Source organism: Kitasatospora sp. Root107 (assembly GCF_001424875.1).
GTDB lineage: Bacteria > Actinomycetota > Actinomycetes > Streptomycetales > Streptomycetaceae > Kitasatospora.
This window is the reverse complement of record NZ_LMCT01000017.1, coordinates 63,240-83,439: the sequence shown is the minus strand read 5'-3', so window position 1 is coordinate 83,439 and position 20,200 is coordinate 63,240. Positions and strand designations below refer to the sequence as shown.

At 70.4% G+C, this 20,200-nt stretch carries 20 protein-coding genes, 1 pseudogene and 2 riboswitches; of the genes and pseudogenes, 8 read left to right on the top strand and 13 right to left on the bottom strand.

Annotation, left to right across the window (positions count from 1 at the left end; translation table 11 throughout):
* Positions 1-12 precede the first annotated feature (12 nt).
* From ASC99_RS17415 to ASC99_RS17390, 6 genes are all read right to left on the bottom strand, one after another.
* Complete coding sequence (locus ASC99_RS17415) at positions 13-1,077, bottom strand: NlpC/P60 family protein (RefSeq protein WP_057233020.1); 1,065 nt, start codon at positions 1,075-1,077, stop codon at positions 13-15.
* Between the two features lie 222 nt (positions 1,078-1,299).
* A complete protein-coding gene (locus ASC99_RS17410) occupies positions 1,300-2,388 on the bottom strand; it encodes an NlpC/P60 family protein (protein ID WP_057233019.1) in 1,089 nt (362 codons plus the stop codon).
* A gap of 10 nt (positions 2,389-2,398) precedes the next feature.
* Positions 2,399-2,563: riboswitch (cyclic di-AMP (ydaO/yuaA leader) on the bottom strand.
* 366 nt (positions 2,564-2,929) lie between these two features.
* A complete protein-coding gene (locus tag ASC99_RS40595; RefSeq protein ID WP_235583052.1) occupies positions 2,930-3,181 on the bottom strand; it encodes an NlpC/P60 family protein in 252 nt (83 codons plus the stop codon).
* A gap of 401 nt (positions 3,182-3,582) precedes the next feature.
* Positions 3,583-4,044 carry a hypothetical protein gene (locus ASC99_RS17400; protein WP_200948345.1) on the bottom strand — a complete coding sequence of 154 codons (462 nt, stop codon included), beginning with the start codon at positions 4,042-4,044 and terminating at the stop codon, positions 3,583-3,585.
* A gap of 249 nt (positions 4,045-4,293) precedes the next feature.
* On the bottom strand, positions 4,294-5,682 hold the full coding sequence (locus tag ASC99_RS17395) for an NYN domain-containing protein (RefSeq protein ID WP_063857113.1): 1,389 nt from the start codon (positions 5,680-5,682) through the stop codon (positions 4,294-4,296).
* A 231-nt stretch (positions 5,683-5,913) separates the two neighbouring features.
* Positions 5,914-6,177 (bottom strand): hypothetical protein, encoded by a 264-nt coding sequence (locus tag ASC99_RS17390; protein WP_057233017.1) that lies wholly within the window; start codon positions 6,175-6,177, stop codon positions 5,914-5,916.
* A 170-nt stretch (positions 6,178-6,347) separates the two neighbouring features.
* On the opposite strand from ASC99_RS17390, the gene ASC99_RS17385 reads away from it, so the two are divergent.
* Together ASC99_RS17385 and ASC99_RS17380 are read left to right on the top strand one after the other, a co-directional pair.
* Complete coding sequence (locus ASC99_RS17385) at positions 6,348-7,142, top strand: rhomboid family intramembrane serine protease (protein ID WP_057233016.1); 795 nt, start codon at positions 6,348-6,350, stop codon at positions 7,140-7,142.
* Entirely contained in the window at positions 7,139-7,420 is a 282-nt protein-coding gene (locus tag ASC99_RS17380) for an Lrp/AsnC family transcriptional regulator (RefSeq protein WP_057233015.1), read from the top strand. Before ASC99_RS17385 ends, ASC99_RS17380 begins: the two co-directional genes overlap by 4 nt.
* 146 nt (positions 7,421-7,566) lie before the next feature.
* On the opposite strand, the gene ASC99_RS17375 is transcribed toward ASC99_RS17380, so the two are convergent.
* From ASC99_RS17375 to ASC99_RS17365, 3 genes are all read right to left on the bottom strand, one after another.
* Complete coding sequence (locus ASC99_RS17375) at positions 7,567-8,925, bottom strand: aminotransferase class V-fold PLP-dependent enzyme (protein ID WP_057233014.1); 1,359 nt, start codon at positions 8,923-8,925, stop codon at positions 7,567-7,569.
* Positions 8,926-8,978: 53 nt separating this feature from the next.
* Positions 8,979-9,096, bottom strand: a riboswitch (SAM riboswitch).
* 105 nt (positions 9,097-9,201) lie between these two features.
* Positions 9,202-10,278 (bottom strand): anthranilate phosphoribosyltransferase, encoded by a 1,077-nt coding sequence (trpD, locus tag ASC99_RS17370; RefSeq protein ID WP_057233013.1) that lies wholly within the window; start codon positions 10,276-10,278, stop codon positions 9,202-9,204.
* 104 nt (positions 10,279-10,382) lie between these two features.
* Positions 10,383-10,808 (bottom strand): response regulator transcription factor, encoded by a 426-nt coding sequence (locus ASC99_RS17365; RefSeq protein ID WP_057233012.1) that lies wholly within the window; start codon positions 10,806-10,808, stop codon positions 10,383-10,385.
* A 450-nt stretch (positions 10,809-11,258) separates the two neighbouring features.
* On the opposite strand from ASC99_RS17365, the gene ASC99_RS17360 reads away from it, so the two are divergent.
* The 5 genes from ASC99_RS17360 (at position 11,259) to ASC99_RS17340 (ending at position 16,007) form a co-directional block, all read left to right on the top strand.
* On the top strand, positions 11,259-11,879 hold the full coding sequence (locus ASC99_RS17360) for a heme-copper oxidase subunit III (RefSeq protein ID WP_057233011.1): 621 nt from the start codon (positions 11,259-11,261) through the stop codon (positions 11,877-11,879).
* Positions 11,880-12,018: 139 nt separating this feature from the next.
* Entirely contained in the window at positions 12,019-12,828 is an 810-nt protein-coding gene (locus ASC99_RS17355) for a c-type cytochrome (protein ID WP_057233010.1), read from the top strand.
* Positions 12,825-13,892, top strand: coding sequence for a ubiquinol-cytochrome c reductase iron-sulfur subunit (locus ASC99_RS17350; protein WP_082598404.1), 1,068 nt, complete (start codon positions 12,825-12,827; stop codon positions 13,890-13,892). The genes ASC99_RS17355 and ASC99_RS17350 overlap by 4 nt, the downstream gene beginning before the upstream one ends.
* Complete coding sequence (locus tag ASC99_RS17345) at positions 13,889-15,541, top strand: cytochrome bc complex cytochrome b subunit (RefSeq protein WP_057233009.1); 1,653 nt, start codon at positions 13,889-13,891, stop codon at positions 15,539-15,541. The genes ASC99_RS17350 and ASC99_RS17345 overlap by 4 nt, the downstream gene beginning before the upstream one ends.
* Before the next feature lie 70 nt (positions 15,542-15,611).
* Positions 15,612-16,007, top strand: a complete 396-nt coding sequence (locus ASC99_RS17340) for a GntR family transcriptional regulator (protein WP_057233008.1) — start codon at positions 15,612-15,614, stop codon at positions 16,005-16,007.
* On the opposite strand, the gene ASC99_RS17335 is transcribed toward ASC99_RS17340, so the two are convergent.
* Positions 15,998-16,273, bottom strand: a complete 276-nt coding sequence (locus ASC99_RS17335; protein WP_057233007.1) for a hypothetical protein — start codon at positions 16,271-16,273, stop codon at positions 15,998-16,000. The genes ASC99_RS17340 and ASC99_RS17335 overlap by 10 nt on opposite strands.
* A gap of 89 nt (positions 16,274-16,362) precedes the next feature.
* Here ASC99_RS17335 and ASC99_RS17330 point away from each other — a divergent pair, with 89 nt between their 5' ends.
* A complete protein-coding gene (locus tag ASC99_RS17330) occupies positions 16,363-17,208 on the top strand; it encodes a TetR/AcrR family transcriptional regulator C-terminal domain-containing protein (RefSeq protein WP_235502534.1) in 846 nt (281 codons plus the stop codon).
* A 7-nt stretch (positions 17,209-17,215) separates the two neighbouring features.
* Here ASC99_RS17330 and ASC99_RS17325 read toward each other — a convergent pair whose 3' ends face one another.
* The 3 genes and pseudogenes from ASC99_RS17325 to ASC99_RS40590 all read right to left on the bottom strand — a co-directional run.
* Entirely contained in the window at positions 17,216-18,421 is a 1,206-nt protein-coding gene (locus ASC99_RS17325) for an Ig-like domain-containing protein (protein WP_057233104.1), read from the bottom strand.
* A gap of 230 nt (positions 18,422-18,651) precedes the next feature.
* A complete protein-coding gene (locus tag ASC99_RS17320; RefSeq protein WP_057233005.1) occupies positions 18,652-19,068 on the bottom strand; it encodes a cytochrome c oxidase subunit 4 in 417 nt (138 codons plus the stop codon).
* Positions 19,068-20,200: pseudogene (locus ASC99_RS40590) on the bottom strand (cbb3-type cytochrome c oxidase subunit I); the annotation flags it as partial. The pseudogene ASC99_RS40590 and the gene ASC99_RS17320, both read right to left, overlap by 1 nt.

The following is a 20,200-nucleotide window of genomic DNA, read 5'->3' as shown; positions in this document are numbered from 1 at the left end:
GCCGGGCACCGCTCAGACCCGCACCACCCCGGAGACGGGCATCGCGCTGACGCTCTCGTAGCGGACCCGCGCGCCCGGGTACGGCGCGTGCACCACCACACCGCCGCCGGCGTACATCCCGACGTGGTGCATGTCCCTGTAGAAGATCACCAGGTCTCCCGGCCGGGCCTCGGCAAGGCTGATCCGCTGCCCCGCGCCGGCCTGCTGCTGCGAGGTGCGCGGCAGGGTCACTCCGGCCTGCCGCCAGGCCCAGTACATCAGACCGGAGCAGTCGAACGTACGGGGCCCGGTCGAGCCGTAGACGTACGGCGAGCCGATCTTGCTGCTGGCGGCCGCCAGCGCTGCGGCGGCCCGGCCGGAGGCGGCGGGCAGGTCGCCGAGGTCGACCCGCTCGGCGCCCCGGGCGGCCCGCTTGGCGGCGTCCCTGGCGTCGTCGTCGACCATCCTGGCCCGCTCCCCCGCACCCAGGGAGTTCAGCAGCCGCTGGGCCTTGGCCAGCCGCTGCCTGACCTCCTGCTTGCTCTCGTTCAGGGTGCGCCGGACGGACTCCAGCTCGGCCAGCTTGGCGGTGGTCTCGGCCCGCCGCTGGTCGAGCCGCCGCTGACTGTCGATCACCTGGCGCAGGGTGTCGTTCTGCCGCTCCGCCGACTGGTCCAGGGTGCGGGCCCGGTACAGGTAGCCGGCCGGATCGGAGTCCAGCATCAGCTGGACCGCTGGGTCGATGCCGCCTGCCCGGTACTGGGCGGCGGCCACCGAGCCGAGCCCGGAACGCAGTTGGTTCAGCTCGTCCTGGCCGGCCGCCACCTGGTTCTGCAGCGAGCCGGTGTCGGACTGCAGCTGACGCTGCTGCTCCAGGGCCGCGTTGAACTTCTCCGAGGCCTGCTCGGCCTCCTCGTAGAGCTGGTCGACCTGCGCCTTGACGTCCTTGCGGGTGGGCGGCTCGGCCGGGGTGCCGGGAGCGGCCCCGGCGGCACCGGTCGCGGCCACTCCGAGCACCGTGGTGGCCGCAGCGGTGAACACCAGCGCCCGGGTGAACCGGCGGGCACCTGGCAGGGGAGAACGACTGTACGTCGACATACCGGCGGCGGCTCCGTTCCTGCGCCGGGCCACCGCCGCCGCCCCGGTCGGGCGGCTGTCCTTGCGAAGGTCCGGGGGCAGACGTTAGCGAGTCGCAGCGATCTAGTCCAAACCCCTACAGCGCCGAATATTTGACCACCAATCGGACATTTGCTCGGCTCCCCGGAAACGCCGCAGGCCCGGCACGGGGCCGGGCCTGCGAGCGTTACTACGGACAGGTGGTCAGACCCGGACGATGCGGCTGATCGGCATCACCGTGGCGGACTCGTGCCGGACCAGGGTGCCGGTCCGCGGGGCGTGCACGATCTGGCCGTTGCCGACGTACAGGCCGACGTGGTGCTGGTCGCCGTAGTAGATGATCAGGTCGCCGGGCTTGGCGTCGGCGATGTTGGTGCCGATGTTCTGACCGGCGCCGGCCTGCGACTGCGAGGTGCGCGGCAGCGAGATCCCGGCCTTGTTGAAGGCCCAGACCATCAGACCCGAGCAGTCGAAGGCGCTCGGACCGGTGGCACCCCAGCCGTACGGCGTGCCGATCTGCGCCTCGGCGGCGGCGATCACGGTGGCGGCGTAGGAGCCGGCCGGCAGACCGCTCAGGTCGGTGCGGGTCTCCGAGCGGGTGGCCCGGGCCGGAGCGTCGGCCTTGGGGGCGGCGGCGACCTTGGCGGCCGATTCGGCGGCGGCCTTGGCCTCGGCGGCCCGCAGGTCGTCCTGCTCCTTCTTGCTGAGCGAGTCGAACAGCGCCTGCGCGCTGGCCAGCTTGCCCTGGATCTCGTCCTTGCCGGCCTTGAGCTCCTGGGTGGTCCTCTCCAGGTCGGCGAGCTTGTTCTGGGCCTCGGACTTCTGCTGGTCGAGCTTGTTCTGCTCGCCCTTCAGCGTCTTGAGGGTGTCGGCCTGCGAGGTGCCGAGCTGGCTCAGCGAGTCGGCCTGGCCGAGGAAGGCGTCCGGGCTGCTGGAGAGCATCAGCTGGACGGTCGGCGATATCCCGCCGGTCCGGTACTGCTCGGCGGCGATCTCACCGAGGGTGCCCTGAAGGGTGGTCACCTGGGCCTGCTGCCGGGCCACCTCGTCCTGGAGGCCGCTGACCTGCTTCTGCAGGGTCTGCTGCTTCTCCGTGGCCGCGTTGAACTTCTCGGTCGCGACCTCGGCCTGCTCGTTCAGCTGGTCGACCTGGGTCTTGACCTCGTCCTTGGTGGGAGTCGGGTCGGCATGCGCACCGGTCTGGGCGGACAGTGCCACTGCAGCAGCAGCGGCCGCCGTGATGATCGAGACGCGGGTGCGGCTGGCAGGCTTGGGACGACGATGGGACGCCACGAAGGCGGGCTCCTTCTTCCTACGTCCGCCTACCGGGTGAGCTGACGGGTTCGGGCTGGAAGAGATGCCCTACGACGCCTCACCGCCGAGCCGTCTCGCGACGGTCCGTCAGCCTGGCGCCGATTCACCCCGAGGAACGTGGTTCCCCGGCTCCGATCGACAGCGCCCTCGCAGGGGCTTCCCCGTAAGGCAGTTGGACTGCCTCGCTGTGTCTCGGACTCGGCGGTAACCCCCGCCGCCACCCAGGTTGGGTGGTCGACTGTGCGGTGGTTCGAGAAGGACCCTAGTAACCCAACCGTGATCGGTTCAAATCCTTGTAAGAAAAAAGTCGGAATGAAGTCGTGATTCTTTGGTGATTGCGACCGAGTGTGATCGAAAATGCACGCTGCGCCGATGAATTCTCAGGATGTGGTCACAGCGAGGCCCGCCAAAGGTGTCCCAGATCACAGGGAGGTTTTGGCGGGCCCGCGCGTGTCACAAGGCGTCAGTTGTTCACCTTGATGGGGAGATGTCCGTTATGCCGCATCAGGCTGACGGTGGATCAGACCCGACGGATGGTCTTGATCGTCATCGCGTCGGCCTTCATCACCTTCACCACGTCACCGGTGTGCGGCGCGTGCACCACCAGGCCGTTGCCGATGTACATCCCGACGTGGTGCGCGTCGGAGTGGTAGATCACCAGGTCGCCCGGCTGCGCGTTGGCGACGTTGGTGCCGACGTTGGTGCCGACCGTGGCCTGCGACTGCGAGGTGCGCGGCAGCGAGACACCGGCCTGCGCGTAGGCCCAGACCATCAGGCCGGAGCAGTCGAAGGAGTTCGGTCCGGTGGCGCCCCAGACGTACGGCTTGCCCTGCTTGCCCATCGCGGCGGCGACCGCCACGCCCGCGTAGCCGGCCGCGCGCGGCAGCGAGCCGACGTCGATCCGCTCGGCGCCGCGCGAGGAGCGGTCGCCCTGGATCGCCGCCCGGTCGGCCGCGCTCAGTGAGTTGAGCAGCTGCTGGGCCTCGGCGAGCTTCTTCTGCACCTCGGCCTTGGCGTCGTTCAGCACCTTGGTGTTGCGGTCCAGCTCGGCCAGCGTCTCCGCGGCCTCGATCTTCTGCTGGTCGAGGCGGCGCTGCTGGTCCTGCAGCGACTTCAGGGTCTGCGTCTGGGTCTGGTTCACCTGGTCGACACTGGACGCCTTGGTCAGGTNGGTCACCTTCGGCGTGCCAGGACGGCCGCCGCCTCCTGCTTCTGCTGGTCGAGGCGGCGCTGCTGGTCCTGCAGCGACTTCAGGGTCTGCGTCTGGGTCTGGTTCACCTGGTCGACACTGGACGCCTTGGTCAGGTAGTTCTCCGGATCGGAGGAGAGCATCAACGCGACCGACGGATCCACCCCGCCGTCGCGGTACTCCTGCGCCGCCACCGCCGCCAGACCGCCCTGAAGCTGCGTCATCTGCTCCTGGCCACGAGCCACCTGGTCCTGCAGCTGATCGGCCTGCTTACGCAGCTGCTCGGTCCGCTCCTTGGCACCGTTGAACCGCTCCGCAGCCTGCTCCTGCTCGTTGAAGAGCTGGTCGACCTGGACCTTGACCTCGTCCTTGCTCGGCTTGGCCGGCGCCGCATACGCACCCGCCTGCGCCGACAGCGCGACCGCGGTCGCAGCGGCAGCGGTCAACACGGACACCCGTGCACGGCTCGACTGCTTGGGACGACGGTGGGAAGCCAAAGGAAGAGCTCCTTCATCACTCCTGGACCCGATCTCACCCGTTCGGGTGCATGTCCAGAATATAGGTTTGACGCCAGACCCTAGTGAAGTTGTCACGGGTGCGCCACTCCCCTACCGCCACGAACTTCCGTCCGCAGACCGGAATTCACCGGACCGACACAAGCCGGTCACCCCGCCCTGACCAGCCGTCAGCCACATTCACGGCCTGGCCAGCCGCTTCAGCAGGAGCAGTGAGGCCACCGGGCGCGCGCCGGCCTTCTTCACGCCGTCGGCGACCTCCTTGTCGGTGGAGACCACCACCACCGGACGCCCCTGCGGCTCGGCCCTGACCAGCCGCCGGATCAGCTCGTCCGCCGTCTCGCCGGTCCGGCTGAAGCGGACCCGGACCCCGCGCGGTGGTGCCAGGATCACCGGCACGTCCAGGTCCTGGCCGTCGAAGACGCAGGTCACCTCCGCCTGGGTGCGCTGGGCCAGCATCGCCAGGCCGCCGAGCAGCCGGATCCGCTGCTGCTCCAGCGGCAGCGTCGGGTACCCGGTCTTGGTCACGTTGTAGCCGTCCACCACCAGGTGGACCTGAGGGATCGCCAGCAACTGGTCCAGCAGCGCCGGGTCGTCCTCGGCCAGCGCCCGGCGGGCCACGTCGTGCGGCGAGGCCGAGGCCGGTGCCACCGCGTCCACCAGATCGGCCGGGTGGATCTGCGCCACCGGCAGCGCCAGCTCCCGCTGGAGCCCCTGAGCGGACTGCAGCACGGTGTCCAGCAGCAGCCGCAGCCGCATGTCCTCGACACTGCGGCCCTCCCGGGCCGAGCGGCGGCCCGCCTCCAGGGCGGTCTCCAACTCGGCGATCCGGTGCCGCAGCCGACGGGCCTCGGCCTCGGCCGTACCGTGCTCGACAGCCGCCGCGGCCCGCACCTCGGCCAGCTCCGCCTGCACCTTGCGGGCCTCGGCCTGCGCCCGCCGGGTGTCGCTCTCCAGCGTGCGGACTTTCTTCCGAAGCGATTCGGCCTCGCGCCGTACGCCCTCGGAGTCGGCCCGGTGCCGGTCCAGGTCAGCCCTGGACTGGGTACGCAGCTCGGCCAGCTCCTCCTGGAGCTTCTCGACCAGCCGCGCCGCCTCGGCCGCCGCGCCCTCGGCGCCGGCCCGCTCGACCTGCTCACCCGCCTCGGTGACCAGCCGGGCCCAGCCCGTCGGCCGGAGCAGATAGGCGGCCGCCGCGACGTCCATCGGGTCGGCGGCGCCCGGCACACTGCCCGCCTCCAGCGCCTTCACCAGATCCGGCTGCCCGAGCCGGAGCCGATCGGCTATCCGCACCCGGAAGGCCGGGTCCGCCTCCAGCGCGGCGGCCAGCGCGGTGGCCGCGTACTTGGCCCGCCGGGCCGGGGTGAACTTCGCGTACTGGCGCAGCGAGACCGGCAGTTCGGCGGCCGGCAGGCCACCCAGCGCGTCGGCGGCGATCCCCACCACCCGGTGCCGCACGCCCTCGGGCAGCGGCCGGCCGAGGTGTTCGGGGCCGCCGGCGGGAGCTACGTCGCCAGCGGGAGCAGCGTCATCCGTGGAAGCGGGGCTGCCGGCAGGAGCGGGTGGCAGAGCGTCGTCCGGTCCCTGGGCGGCCGGGGTCGTGGCCGCGGGAGGCTGCTCCTGCGACTCGGCCGCCCCCCTTGCTGCGTCCACCACGTCCTCGGCTCCGATCCTGCTGCGCGGGGTCCGTACGGCCGGTTGCCGCTGCCCTCAAACACACCGCTCTCTGCAATTGTCGCGGTTACCGTGCCCCGACCCGACCCGCGCCACACTCCGCGCGGGCCCGGGCGGTGCACTGCGTCAGGACTCCTGCTGCTCCTGGGCCGCCTGCTCGGCGTCCGGACGGGCCACCAGCTCGACCTGGTCGACCGCGTTGCACCAGCGGCAGCGGACCGACTCCAGCGTCTCGGTCAGCACCTCGGTCTCCTCCACCTTCGAGTCACCGGCGAGGTCGAAGTGCAGGAACTCCACCACCTTGGAGGACCGGGTCACGTCGAAGCGGGTCAGGTTGCCACAGAGGGTGCAGCGCCAGCGGGTCTCAGCGGTCGGGGCGGCGATCGTCATTCTGCCAAGTCCTCTCGTTGGTGCCGCCTTACGGCGGTCACCCAGGGTCCGGAAGGCCAAGCCTATTGCCTGCGGGTTCACCCGGGTCCACCTGGTCCGTGATGCGGGCAGTAGGCCACTCGCAGTACCCGACGGTGTCGGCGGCGGCGCCCGGAGGAATGCTCTCCGCTATGGCCACCCCCGTCCTGGACCACCTCGACGCCCCGGACGGCAGGACGCCGGAGCGCCCACCGATCGTCACCTTCACCCTGATCGGGCTGAGCGCGCTGACCCTGCTGATCGGCCCGAGCTTCGGCCTCAACCCCCGCTACGGCACCGGCGCGGCCCGGGTCTGCGCCGAGCAGCGGTACGAGCAGCGCTGGGGCGCGGTGCCCGCCGAGCTGCTGTCCAACCGGCCGCTGACGGCGGGTCAGCTGGGCCGGCTGCCCCCGGCCACCGCGGACTGCCCGCCGCCGGTGACGCCCCGGAAGATCCCGGTGCTCTCCGTGCTCAGCTCGCTGTTCGTGCACGCGGGGTGGCTGCACCTGCTCGGGAACATACTGTTCCTGTTCGTCTTCGGCCCCGGCGTCGAGCAGCGGTTCGGCCGGGTGCGGTTCCTGCTCGGCTACCTGACGGTCGGTTACCTGGCCACCTACGGCTGGGCGCTGGCGGAGGCGCACGGGGCGGACTCGGTCCGGGCGCTGGTCGGGGCCTCCGGCGCGATCGCCGGGGTGCTCGGCAGCTACCTGCGGCTGTACCCCCGGGCCCGGGTCACCACGTTGGTGCCGCTGCTGCTCTTCCTGCCGCTGCGCTTCCCGGCCTGGCTGGTGCTCGGGCTGTGGTTCCTGCTGCAGTGGCTCTCGGTCCGGCAGGACGGCCCCGGGGTGGCCTACCCGGTGCACGTCATCGGCTTCGCCGCCGGGTACCTGGCCACCTGGGTCACCGTTACGCTGACCCGGAACCCACGGACAGGAGCGACAGAGTGATCACCGCGATCGTGCTCATCAGGACCAGCGTCGACCGGATTCCCGAGATCGCCGAGGCGATCGCCTCGATCGAGGGCGTCAGCGAGGTCTACTCGGTGACGGGTGGCTACGACCTGGTCGCGATGGTCCGGGTCCGGCACCACGACGACCTCGCCGCAGTGATCCCCGGCCGCCTCAACAAGATCCCGGGCGTCGAGCACACCGAGACCCAGATCGCCTTCCGCACCTACTCCAAGCACGACCTCGAAGCAGCCTTCGCCTTGGGCCTCGACGAATAGACACCCAGGTTCGGAAGGCAGGGGCTCGGGGAACTGCGACGCCGACCTCGTAAAAGGTGATCCGTGCGTACCGGGTCAGGCACTTTCGCATGTGACCCGCCTGCCATGAACCGTCGCCGTTCCCCGAGCCCCTGGTGGTGCACCTACTACCGCCGGGTGTCGGCCACGCAGCGCCCGCCCTCGTTGCGGTAGCTCCAGGCCGCCCCGTCGGAGACCAGTTCGCGGACGGCCGCCAGGAACCGCTCCAGGTGCTCGTCCGGAGTCCCGGCCCCGAAGCTGACCCGGATCGCGTTCAGGCTGCGCTCGCCGGGCAGCGACGGCTCCGGCGCCCCGCACTCGGACGGTGCGGCCTCCTCACCGCCGAGCAGGGTCCGCACCAGCGGGTGGGCGCAGAACAGCCCGTCCCGGACGCCGATCCCGTACTCGGCCGAGAGCGCCGCCGAGAAGTGCGAGCTGTTCCACCCCTGCACCACGAACGAGAGCACCCCGACCCGGGCCGCCTGCTCGCCGAACAGGCTGAGCACCCGGACCTCGGGGATCGCGGCCAGCCCGGCCTGCAGACGGTCGATCAGCTGCTGCTCGCGCGCCTCCAGCGCGACGAACCCGGCCTCGGTCAGCGCCCGGCAGGCGGAGGCGATGGAGTAGGCGCCGATCACGTTCGGGGAGCCGGCCTCGTGCCGGGCCGGGCCGGTCTGCCACTCGACCGCGACCGAGCCGTCCAGCTCGCGGGCCACCGTCCGGCTGGCGCCGCCGCCGGCCAGGTACGGCTCGGCCGCGTCCAGCCAGTCGCTGCGCCCGGCCAGCACCCCGGCGCCGAACGGGGCGTACAGCTTGTGGCCGGAGAAGGCGATCCAGTCCACGCCCAACTCCCGCACCGAGACCCGGTGGTGGGGTGCGAGCTGGGCGGCGTCCAGCACCACCCGGGCGCCGTGCCGGTGCGCGACCTCGGTCAGCTCGGCGACCGGCCAGAGCTCGCCGGTGACGTTGGAGGCGCCGGTGACGCAGAACAGCCGGTGCTCGGCGGGCTGCTCGGCCAGCGCGGCGTCCAGTGCGGCGACCGCCTCGGCGTGCGAGCGCGGGGCGCGGAGGTAACTGACGGTCAGGCCGTCCCGGCGCCAGGGCAGCAGCGAGGCGTGGTGCTCGGTCTCGAAGGCGAACACCCGGGTGCCCGCCGGCAGCACACCGGCCAGCAGGTTGAGCGAGTCGGTGGTGGCCCGGGTGAAGACCACCTGGTCACCCTCCCGCAGGTCGAGGAACTCCTCGACGGTGCGGCGGCTCTGCTCGAACAGGTCGGTGGAGAGCTGGGAGAGGTACCCGGCGCCGCGGTGCACGCTGCCGTAGTACGGGGCGTAGGCGGCGACGTCGTCCCAGACCCGCTGCAGCGCCGGGGAGCTGGCGGCGTAGTCCAGGGCGGCGTAGGTGACCTTCTCGCCGGAGACCAGCGGGACCTGGACGTCGTGGCCGAGGACGGCGAGCGGGGCGCAGAGTTCGGTGGAAACGGACATGAGGGTGCACTCCTGGAAAGGTCCGGGACCTCGGGGTGCAGCTGTGCCGCCGACGTCCGCGCTTGCCACGCGGACGGTTCGCCGCGGAGCCCGGTCCTCACCCAGGGCACCCCGCCACGGACGGAGGGTTGCCGGACAGCAAGCTGGGGCTTGTCGCTGTCACTCATGACCTGCCGAGGACTCTAGGCGAGCCGCCGAGAAGTGGTCAAACAGATGTCCGCCATCCGGACAGCAGGAAGGCCCGGCAGGTAGCCTGCCGGGCCCTCAACTCACCGTTCAGGAACGGGTGGTGGCCGCCGCCCAGTCCTTCAGCAGGGCCTCCGCCGCACCCGAGTCGATGGCGGCGGCGGCCCGCGCCATCCCGGCCGCGAGCTGCTCGGCCAGCGGGGCGTCGGTCAGCTCCAGCGCGGTCAGCGCGGCGGCGCTGTTCAGCAGGACGGCGTCCCGGACCGGGCCGCGCTCCCCCGCCAGCATCCGGCGGGCCACGTCGGCGTTGAACTGCGGGTCGCCGCCTCGCAGTGCCTCGATGCCCACCGGCTCGATGCCGACCTCGCGCGGGTCGAAGACGGTCTCGGTGACCTGACCGTCCTTCACCAGCCAGACGTGCGAGGTGGTGGAGATGGTCAGCTCGTCCAGGCCGTCGTCGCCCCGGAAGACCAGTGCGGTGGCGCCGCGCCGGGCCAGCACACCGGCGATCAGCCCGGCCAGCCGGGTGTCGAAGCAGCCGATCGCGTGCGCGGTGACCCGGGCCGGGTTGGTCAGCGGGCCGAGGATGTTGAAGGCGGTCGGCACCCCGAGGTCACGGCGGGCCGGGGCGGCGTGCCGCATCGCCGGGTGGAACATCGGCGCCGGGCAGAAGGTCAGGCCGACCTCCTCGGCGATCTCGGCCACCCGGGCGGGCGTCACGTCCGGGCTGATGCCGAGCTTCTCCAGCACGTCGGTGGCACCGCTGGCGGAGGAGGCGGCGCGGTTGCCGTGCTTGACCACCTTGGCTCCGGCGGCGGCCGCGACGATCGCCGACATGGTGGAGATGTTCACCGTCTTGGCACGGTCGCCACCGGTGCCGACGATGTCCACCGCCGGGCCCGGGATGTGCAGTTGCACGGCGTGCGCGTACATCGAGTCGACCAGACCGGCGATCTCGTCCACGGTCTCGCCCTTGGCCCGGAGCGCGACCACGAAGCCGGCCACCTGGACGGGGGTGGCCTCGCCGCCCATGATCCGGTCCATCGCCCAGGCGGTGTCGCCCTGGCCGAGGTCCTGCCCGGCCAGCAGTGCGCTCAGCAGGTCCGGCCAGGTGCGGACCACCTGCGTGGGGTCGCTACCGCCGTTCGCAGGTTGTGCGTTCACCATGGCTGACTCCAGCTCTCGATCGGGGATGCTGGAGCCAGCCTAGCGATCCGGGGTGCCCGGATGCGGGGTGCTTCTCTACAGGTGAGACGCGGGCTGACGGCCCCTCAGCGGTGCGCCGGGGTGCGCTTGGCCACCCGGCCCCGGAGCAGGGTGGCGGCGGCCTCCGCCAGCGCCACCGGGTCGACCGGGTGGGAGATCGCGGCCTCGGCCCGGCTCCAGGCGGCCAGCCAGGAGTCCTGCGGGCGGCCGATCAGCACCAGCACCGGCGGGCAGCCGTAGATCTCGTCCTTGATCTGCCGGGCCACCCCGAGGCCGCCGGCCGGGACGGCCTCGCCGTCCAGCACGCAGAGGTCGATCCCGCCCTTCTCCAGAGCGCGGAGCACGGCGGGCACCGTGGCGCACTCCAGCACGTCGACCTCGGGGAGGTCGGCGGCGGGGCGGCGGCCCAGCGCGAGGGTGACCTGCTCACGGGTGTTCCGGTCGTCGCTGTAGACGAGGACGGTGAGCGTCTCGTCGGTCGTGTGCGCCATGGGCCCTGCTCCCGGGTACTCGTCCTCTTATATGGCTGTGCTCATTTTTGTACCGTGCGTCGTACCGTGTGTCGGCTCAACCCGGCCCGGTGTGACCCGGACCACGTTCACCTCCGGATGCTACTCCCGCACACCCCCCGTGGTGACCCCCTGGCGCGATCTCCGTCCGACGAGCCGCCACGCCCGTCGCGCACACGGGCGACGGATCGTCACCCCAGAAGTGCTGTTCCACTCGTACGGCGGACCCGCTAGCCGACCGGCACCCCCGCGCCCCGCAGGAACACGCGGAGCGAACGGGTACACCTGCCGTCAATGAACCGTCAGAAATGGGACACCGCCTCCTCGGAGCCCTCGTCCGACGCCCCGTCGGCTGCCAACAGGGCATACCGCACGCACCGGACACTCCGAGGTACACCCCCCGGCGTGAAGACGGAATAAGGGACCGACATAATGTCCGTCGTGGCGACAGCAACAGCAACAGAAACCGGACACGCGCACGGAGCGGTCAACAGGCCGAACCTGGTCAGCGTCGGAACCATCGTCTGGCTGAGCTCGGAGCTGATGTTCTTCGCGGCCCTGTTCGCGATGTACTTCACGCTCCGCTCGGTCAAGGGCGCGGAGTTCTGGGCCGAGAAGGCTCACGCCCTCAACGTGCCCTTCTCCTCGGTGAACACCACGATCCTGGTGCTCTCCTCCCTCACCTGCCAGCTCGGCGTCTTCGCCGCCGAGCGCGGTGACGTGAAGAAGCTCCGCTCGTGGTTCATCATCACCTTCGTGATGGGCGCGATCTTCATCGGCGGCCAGATCTTCGAGTACACCGAGCTGGTCAAGAAGGACGGCCTCTCGCTGTCCTCGGACGCGTACGGCACGGTGTTCTACCTGACCACCGGCTTTCACGGCATGCACGTGACGGGTGGTCTGATCGCGTTCCTGCTGGTCCTGGCACGGACGTACGCAGCCAAGCGGTTCACGCACGAGCAGGCCACCGCCGCGATCGTGGTGTCGTACTACTGGCACTTCGTCGATGTCGTGTGGATCGCCCTGTTCGCGACCATCTACCTGATCAAGTAACCAGCTGATCAGGTCGCTGGCCGACGGCCGGAGCCGTACCCGCACCGACCGACCGCGCGCGTCCCCGCAGCCGACCCGGGCAGACCGGGCCGCGAGGCACGCCCACCAGCCGACCAGATCCTGACCCCGGGGTTAATCCGTGAAAAAGCTCTCCGCACGACGGCGCCATCCACTGGCGGCGCTGGTCGTCCTACTCTTCGCCCTGGCGGCCACCGGGGGGCTGTACGCCGCGTTCGCGCCCGCCGAGAAGGCGCAGGCCGACAGCTCGGTGCAGACGCTCGCGATCGAGGAGGGCAAGAAGCTCTTCGCCGTGGGCTGCTCCTCCTGCCATGGTCTGAACGGCGAGGGCAGCTCGGACGGTCCGAGCCTGGTCGGCGTCGGCTCCGCCGCGGTGGACTTCCAGGTCGGCACCGGCCGGATGCCGGCCCAGCAGCCCGGCGCCCAGGTGCCGAAGAAGAAGACCATCTACTCCCAGCCCGAGATCGACCAGATGGCCGCCTTCGTGGCCTCGCTCGGCCCGGGCCCGGTCGTTCCGGGCAAGGAGCAGTACACCTCCACCAACCCGGACGACGTCGCCAAGGGTGGCGAGCTGTTCCGTACCAACTGCGCCCAGTGCCACAACTTCGCGGGCCAGGGCGGTGCCCTCTCGCAGGGCAAGTACGCTCCCGCTCTCGACGGCGTGGACGCCAAGCACATCTACGAGGCCATGCAGACCGGCCCGCAGAACATGCCCTCCTTCCCCGACGGCATCATGCCCGAGGAGCAGAAGCGGCAGATCGTGGCGTTCGTCCGCCACACCACCAACGACGAGCCCAACCCCGGCGGTCTGACCCTGGGCAGCCTCGGCCCGGTGACCGAGGGTCTGTTCGGTTGGATCTTCGGACTCGGCAGCCTGATCGCGATCGCGATCTGGGTCGCCGCCCACACCACCAAGGCCAAGAAGTCATGAGCCACGACATGTCCAAGGACACCCTGCCGGAGTCGCACGACTCCCACGGCACCGAAGTCGCCGCCCACGGTGACCCGTTCGCCGACCCGGGTCTGCCGGCCCACGAGCCGCGTCGCACCGACATCGACGAGCGGGCCGCCCAGCGGGCCGAGCGTCAGGTCTCGCTGCTCTTCATCCTGTCGATGCTGTCGACCGTCGGGTTCATCGCGTCCTTCGTGATCTTCCCGATCGACAAGATCGTCTACATCTTCCCGATCGGTCACGTCAGCGCGCTGAACTTCTCGCTGGGCCTGACCCTCGGGGTGGCGCTCTTCTGCATCGGCGCGGGCGCGGTCCACTGGGCCCGCACCCTGATGTCGGACCACGAGCTGCCGGCCGAGCGCCACGCGATCGAGGCCGACGACGAGGTCCGCGCGGACGTCATCGAGCAGTTCAAGACCGGCGCCGCCGAGTCCGGCTTCGGCCGCCGCAAGATGATCCGCAACACCCTGATCGGGTCGATGGCCCTGGTGCCGCTCTCCGGTGTGGTGCTGCTCCGCGACCTCGGGCCGCTGCCCGAGGACAAGCTGGAGCACACCGGCTGGGACGAGGCCACTCCGGCCAAGCCGATCCAGCTGATCAACATGAACACCAACGAGCCGATGAAGCCCGAGGACATCACCGTCGGCTCGCTGAGCTTCGCGAAGCCCGAGGGCCTCGAGGAGGACGCGCACGACTTCCAGGTCCAGATCGCCAAGGACGCCCTGATGCTCGTCCGGATCGCTCCGGGGGACCTCAAGGACAAGCAGTCCGCCGAACTGGGCTTCGAGGGCATCCTCGCCTACTCGAAGATCTGCACCCACGTCGGCTGCCCGATCAGCCTCTACGAGCAGCAGACCCACCACGCGCTCTGCCCCTGCCACCAGTCGACCTTCGACCTGGCGGACGGCGCCCGCGTCATCTTCGGCCCGGCCGGTCACCCGCTGCCGCAGCTGAAGATCACTGTTGACGAGAAGGGCTTCCTGGTCGCCACCGGCGACTTCGACGAGCCCGTTGGCCCGAGTTACTGGGAGCGCAGCCGATGACCGCGAGCAGCACCAAGGGTGCCGCAAAGCCGGCCAGCACCCGTGCCAAGCCCGCCAACAAGGCGGAGTCGGCCGCGGACTGGGTGGACGGCCGGCTCGGCCTCTACACCCTGGCCAAGTCCAACCTGCGGAAGATCTTCCCGGACCACTGGTCCTTCATGCTCGGTGAGATCTGCCTCTACACCTTCATCATCATCATCCTGACCGGCGTCTACCTGACGCTGTTCTTCAACCCGAGCATGGGCGAGGTCGTCTACCACGGCTCCTACGCCCCGCTCGACGGCATCCGGATGTCGGAGGCGTACGCCTCCACCCTGCGCATCTCGTTCGAGGTCCGCGGTGGCCTGCTGATCCGTCAGATCCACCACTGGGCCGCGATCGTCTTCGTCGCCGCGATGCTCGTGCACATGATGCGCGTCTTCTTCACCGGCGCGTTCCGCAAGCCGCGCGAGATCAACTGGCTGTTCGGGTTCCTGCTGCTGTTCCTCGGCATGTTCGACGGCTTCATGGGCTACTCGCTCCCCGACGACCTGCTCTCGGGCACGGGTGTCCGCTTCATGGAGGGCGCGGTCCTGGCCGTGCCGCTGGTCGGCACCTACCTGCAGATGTTCCTGTACGGCGGGGAGTTCCCCGGCACCGACATCGTGCCGCGGTTCTTCACCATCCACGTGCTGCTGATTCCCGGCATCATGCTCGGCCTGCTGGTCGCGCACCTGATCCTGGTCTTCTACCACAAGCACACCCAGTGGGCGGGCCCGGGCAAGACCGAGAAGAACGTCGTCGGCATGCCGCTGATGCCGGTCTACATGGCCAAGGCCGGTGGCTTCTTCTTCCTGGTCTTCGGCATCATCTCGGCCTGCTCGGCGATCGCCACGGTCAACCCGATCTGGGCGTACGGCCCGTACCGCCCCGACCAGGTGTCCACCGACGCCCAGCCGGACTGGTACATGGGCTTCTCCGAGGGTCTGATCCGCATCATGCCGGGCTGGGAGATCGGCCTCTGGGGCCACACCCTCAACCTCGGTGTGTTCGTGCCGCTGATGGTCTTCCCGCTGGTGCTGGTCGCCATCGCGGTCTACCCGTTCATCGAGAGCTGGGTGACCGGCGACAAGCGCGAGCACCACATCCTGGACCGCCCGCGCAACGCCCCGGTCCGCACCGGTCTCGGCGCGGCCTGGATCAGCCTGTACCTGGTGCTGCTGATCGGTGGTGGCAACGACCTGCTCGCCACCCACCTGCACCTCTCGCTGAACGACATCACGTACTTCGTGCGGGTCGGTTTCTTCGTGGTGCCGGTGATCACCTTCTTCGTCACCAAGCGCTGGTGCCTCGGCCTCCAGCGTCGCGACAAGGACAAGGTGCTGCACGGTCGCGAGACCGGCGTCATCAAGCGCCTGCCGCACGGTGAGTTCGTCGAGGTGCACGCCCAGCTGCCCGCGGCCAAGCTTCACACGTACACCGCGCACGAGCAGCCGCAGCCGCTCGAGCTGCCGGCCGAGTTCGACGAGAACGGCGTCAAGCGCAAGGTCGGCGTCATCGCCAAGACCCGCGCGAAGCTCTCCCAGGGCTTCTACGGCGAGGGGACCCAGATCCCCAAGCCCACCGCCGAGGAGCACCACGAGATCACCAGCGGCCACGGCCACCACTGATACTCGTACCGCCACAGCCGATGGCCCCCCACCGTTCACGGTGGGGGGCCATCGGCCTTCCTGCGGCAGAATGAGTGGTAACGAACCGTCAGGAGATCCCGTGCAGCTGTCCGTCGACCACGATGCCGCCACTCCCCCGTACGAGCAGGTCCGGGCCCAGATCGCCGACCAGGCGCGGAGCGGGGCACTGCCGGCCGGACTCAAGCTCCCCACCGTCCGGGCCCTCGCCGAGGAACTCGGCCTGGCCGCCAACACGGTGGCCCGCGCCTACCGCGAACTGGAGGCCGACGGCGTGGTCGAGACCCACGGCCGCCGCGGCACCCTGATCGCCGCCACCGGCGACACCGCCCACCGCCTCGCCGCCGCAGCCGCCACCGACTACGCCGAACGCGCCGCCCGCCTCGGCCTCACCCACACCGACGCCCTCGCCGCCGTCACCACCGCCCTGGGGCTCGCCTATCGCTGAGCCTCCGTCAGGGGGTACTCGGGCAACGTGATGTCCCCCGCCTTGGCGAACTGCGCGGCGAGTATCCTCCGCATCGGCCAGCGGTTCATCGACCGCATCGAGGCGTCCCGCAGCCGGATGCCCAGCGCACCGTCCGGCGCGTAGCCCTTCACCCCGCCGGGCGGCAGTTGCTGGGCCCTGGCCACGTACGGGCGGAGCACCCGGTCGTACCGGGCGAAGGCCACCCGGTGGTCGCCACCGGCGGCGCCCAGCTCGCCCGCCAGCACGTAGGCGCCGACCAGGGCCAGGCTGGTGCCGGATCGTCGCCGAGCTGCGGCAGCGGATCGAGACCGGCGAGCTGGCCCCCGGCGACCGGGTGCCCTCGACCCGGGAGATCACCCGGCAGTGGGGCGTCGCGATGGCGACCGCCACCAAGGTGCTCACCGAACTGCGCCTGGCCGGGCTGGTGCACGCCGTCCCGGGCGTCGGCACCGTGGTCGCAGCCCGGCACCGTCCGGCGCCCCCCACGCCGGCGCCCGCCCCGGTGCGGACCGCTCCCGCGCAGGCGCTCACCCTCGAACGGATCGTCAGCACCGCGACCGTCGTCGCCGACCGGGAGGGCCTGGCCGCCGCCTCGATGCGCCGGGTCGCCGCCGAACTGGGCGTGGCGACGATGTCGCTCTACCGCCATGTCGCCGACAAGGACGAGCTGCTGACCCGGATGATGGACGCGGCCTTCGCCGAGTGGCCGCTGCCCGCCACCGCACCGGACGGCTGGCGGGACCGGCTCGAACTGGCCGCCCGGCAGCTCTGGCGGATCTTCCGCAGCCACCCCTGGCTGGCCCCGGTGCTCTCGCTGACCCGCCCCCGGCCGGTGCCGGCCGCGCTGCCCTTCACCGAGTGGGTGCTGGCCTCGCTGGAGAGGCGCGGGCTCGACACCTCGACGGTCTTCACCGCGCACCTGACCCTGTTCAACTACATCCGGGGCACCGCCGTCGCCATCGAGGCGGAGACCGAGGCCGAGGCCGCCACCGGCCTGGACGCAGCCGAGTGGCTGGACTCCCAGGAGCCCGCGTTGCTGACCGCGCTGGCCGACGGCCGCTTCCCGGCCTTCGAGCGGCTCATCGCCGCCGAGTACGAGTTCGACCTGGACAGCCTGTTCGAGTTCGGCCTGCAGCGCCTGCTGGACGGCCTCGCAGTGCTGCTCGGCGAGCGGCTCTGAGGCCCCGTCAGCCGATCACCGGAGCGTCGCCCGCGGCCGCGGCCTGGGCCCCCGCGGTGGCGACCGGCCGGCCGAGGGCGGAGTGCTTGAGCCACTCGTCCCAGGGGACGTTCCAGTCGCCGAAGCCGTTGCCGAAGCGCTCCATGGTGGCGCCCTTGCTGTTGACGACCTGGACCAGGTCGCCGATCCGGGTCTGGTCGAAGAACCACTTGGCGTTGTCGGTGCTCATACCGGTGCAGCCGTGGCTGACGTTCTCCTCGCCCTGCGAGCCGACCGACCAGGGGGCGGCGTGCACGTACTCGCCGCTCCAGGTGACCCGGGTGGCCCACTGCACCTGGAGGTCGTAGGCCTCGGTGCTGCCGTCCCGGATGCCGATCGACTCGCCGTTCATCCGGACCTGGGCCTCCTGCCCCAGCACCACCTTGATGCCGTTGCGGGTGTCGAAGCCGGGTTTGCCGGTGGTGACCGGGATGGACTTGATCTCCTGGCCGTTGCGACGGTACGTCAGGTAGTGCGAGGCGGCGTCCACCACCACCTCGACCCGGTCGCCGGTCCGCAGTGAGCGGGTGACCGCCTCGCCGCCGTACAGGCCGTCGGCGACCGGCACGCCCTGCAGGTCGTAGCCCAGCCGGATCTTCGTGTTGGCGGGCCAGTACTCCTTCGGCCGGAAGTGCAGGTTCCTGTCGTCCACCCAGTACCAGGCACCCGTCACGGCGGGCTCGGAGACCACCGTCAGGCCGCGTTCGACCTCCTGACGCCCGGCAGGGTCCTTGACCGCCTCGGAGAGCTTCACGGTGAGCGGCTGGCCCACACCGTAGAGGCCGGTGCCCGAGGAGTCGGGGCCCAGCTCGGCGGTGAGCAACTGCTGCGCGGCCGCGGTGCCGAACTCGCTGCTGGTCTCGCCCCGCCCGCCCCGGCCGTCGTCGGCGGCCACCCGCACCGTGTACCTGGTGCCCGCCTTGAGCCGGCTGGTGCTCTGCCAGCTCAACAGGTCGGCCGCCAACTGCCCGGCCACCACCCGGCCGTCGGCTCCGGTGACGGTGACGTCGGTGAGGTGGCCGCCCTGGTCCGCGGTGATGCTGAAAGGTTTCGCCGGGTCCACCTCGCCGCCGGCCGAGGTGTGCACCAGCCCGCTCACGTCCACCGGCCCCACCGGCTGTATCGCGGCCGGGGCACTCCCGGAGGAGGAGCAGCCGGCCACCGGGGCCAGCATCAGTACGGCCGTCAGTGCGACTCCGTGCCTGGTCTTCACGGGCTGCCTCCTCGAACCGACGACGTATCAGATCGTAAGAACAGTCAGCCCCGGGCAGCCTCCGCCCGCAGTCCGGGTTGGCCCGACCGGGTGAGCGGACCACCCGGTGGGCCCTGACGGGGCGGTCCGACGCGAACGGCCGGACACCCCGTCAGGGATGCCCGGCCGCCCGGTGCGGAGGAGAGGGGAACCTACTGGTTCTGGTCCTCACCGCGGTAGAACTCGAAGACCCAGCCGAACAGGCCGATCAGGATGATCGGGATCGACCAGTACAGCAGCCACCAGCCGAAGATGACGCCCATGAACGCGAGCGCGCCACCGATCGCCAGCGAGAGCGGCTGCCAGCTGTGCGGGGCGAAGAAGCCCATCTCGCCGGAGTCGTCCGCGACCTCGGCCTCGGGGTTGTCGCCCGCGCCGGTGTCGACCCGCTTGGCGGTGTAGGCGAGGTAGTAGCCGACCATCGCGCACAGGCCGAAGGCGAGGAAGAGCGCCGTGGTACCGGCGGCCTCCACACCGAGGTCGGAGTGGTTGGTCCACACGCCGTAGGTGATGGCCATCGCCAGGATGAAGACGGCGAAACCGATGAAGATCTTGCCCTGTTCCTTCATCAGGCGTCACCCTCCTTCTTCAGGCCCTTGCCCAGCGAAGGGGCGTCGTACTTCGCGGGCGTGACGCCCTCGAAGTGCTTGGCCGGCTCACCGTGGTACTCGAGGTAGTCGAGCGCGGCGATGTCCGGGTGGTGCAGGTCGAACGCCGGGGATTCCGAACGGATCCGGGGCAGGGTGAGGAAGTTGTGCCGCGGCGGCGGGCAGGAGGTCGCCCACTCCAGCGAACGGCCGTAGCCCCACGGGTCGTCGACCTCGATCTTCTCGCCGTACTTCGCGGTCTTCCAGACGTTGTAGAGGAACGGCAGGATCGACAGACCGAGCAGGAACGACGCGACGGTCGAGATGGTGTTCAGCGTGGTGAAGCCGTCCGAGGCCAGGTAGTCGGCGTAGCGGCGGGGCATGCCCTAGGCGCTCGTCGAGCATCTTGCCGGTCATCTTCGGCCACCAGAAGTGGAAGCCGGCGAACATCGCGAACACCACGGTGCCGAACACCACGTAGTGGAAGTGCGCCACCACGAAGTACGAGTCCGAGACGGAGAAGTCGATCGGCGGGGAGGCGAGCAGAACACCCGTCAGACCACCGAACAGGAAGGTCACCAGGAAGCCGACCGTCCAGAGCATCGGGGTCTCGAAGCTCAGCGAGCCCTTCCACATGGTGCCGACCCAGTTGAAGAACTTCACACCGGTCGGGACCGCGATCAGGAAGGTCATGAACGAGAAGAACGGCAGCAGGACCTGTCCCGTGACGTACATGTGGTGCGCCCACACCGTGACCGACAGACCGGCGATCGCGATGGTGGCCGCGATCAGGCCGGAGTAGCCGAACATCGGCTTGCGGCTGAAGACCGGGATGACCTCGGAGACGATGCCGAAGAACGGCAGCGCGATGATGTACACCTCGGGGTGGCCGAAGAACCAGAACAGGTGCTGCCAGAGCAGCGCCCCGCCGTTGGCCGGGTCGAAGACGTGCGCCCCGAACTTCCGGTCCGCCTCGAGGGCGAACAGCGCGGCCGCGAGGACCGGGAAGGCCAGCAGCACCAGCACGGCGGTCAGCAGGACGTTCCAGACGAAGATCGACATCCGGAACATCGTCATGCCGGGCGCGCGCATGCAGATGATGGTGGTGATGAAG

Coding starts and splice junctions, on each gene's coding strand:
- ASC99_RS17350 (WP_082598404.1), top strand. CDS start 12,825: ATGAGCCACGACATGTCCAAGGACACCCTGCCGGAGTCGCACGACTCC.
- ASC99_RS17360 (WP_057233011.1), top strand. CDS start 11,259: ATGTCCGTCGTGGCGACAGCAACAGCAACAGAAACCGGACACGCGCAC.
- ASC99_RS17345 (WP_057233009.1), top strand. CDS start 13,889: ATGACCGCGAGCAGCACCAAGGGTGCCGCAAAGCCGGCCAGCACCCGT.
- ASC99_RS17325 (WP_057233104.1), bottom strand. CDS start 18,421: ATGCTGGCCCCGGTGGCCGGCTGCTCCTCCTCCGGGAGTGCCCCGGCC.
- ASC99_RS17415 (WP_057233020.1), bottom strand. CDS start 1,077: ATGTCGACGTACAGTCGTTCTCCCCTGCCAGGTGCCCGCCGGTTCACC.
- ASC99_RS17390 (WP_057233017.1), bottom strand. CDS start 6,177: ATGACGATCGCCGCCCCGACCGCTGAGACCCGCTGGCGCTGCACCCTC.
- trpD (WP_057233013.1), bottom strand. CDS start 10,278: ATGGTGAACGCACAACCTGCGAACGGCGGTAGCGACCCCACGCAGGTG.
- ASC99_RS17340 (WP_057233008.1), top strand. CDS start 15,612: ATGAGTGGTAACGAACCGTCAGGAGATCCCGTGCAGCTGTCCGTCGAC.
- ASC99_RS17385 (WP_057233016.1), top strand. CDS start 6,348: ATGGCCACCCCCGTCCTGGACCACCTCGACGCCCCGGACGGCAGGACG.
- ASC99_RS40595 (WP_235583052.1), bottom strand. CDS start 3,181: ATGGTCTGGGCCTACGCGCAGGCCGGTGTCTCGCTGCCGCGCACCTCG.
- ASC99_RS17375 (WP_057233014.1), bottom strand. CDS start 8,925: ATGTCCGTTTCCACCGAACTCTGCGCCCCGCTCGCCGTCCTCGGCCAC.
- ASC99_RS17365 (WP_057233012.1), bottom strand. CDS start 10,808: ATGGCGCACACGACCGACGAGACGCTCACCGTCCTCGTCTACAGCGAC.
- ASC99_RS17320 (WP_057233005.1), bottom strand. CDS start 19,068: ATGAAGGAACAGGGCAAGATCTTCATCGGTTTCGCCGTCTTCATCCTG.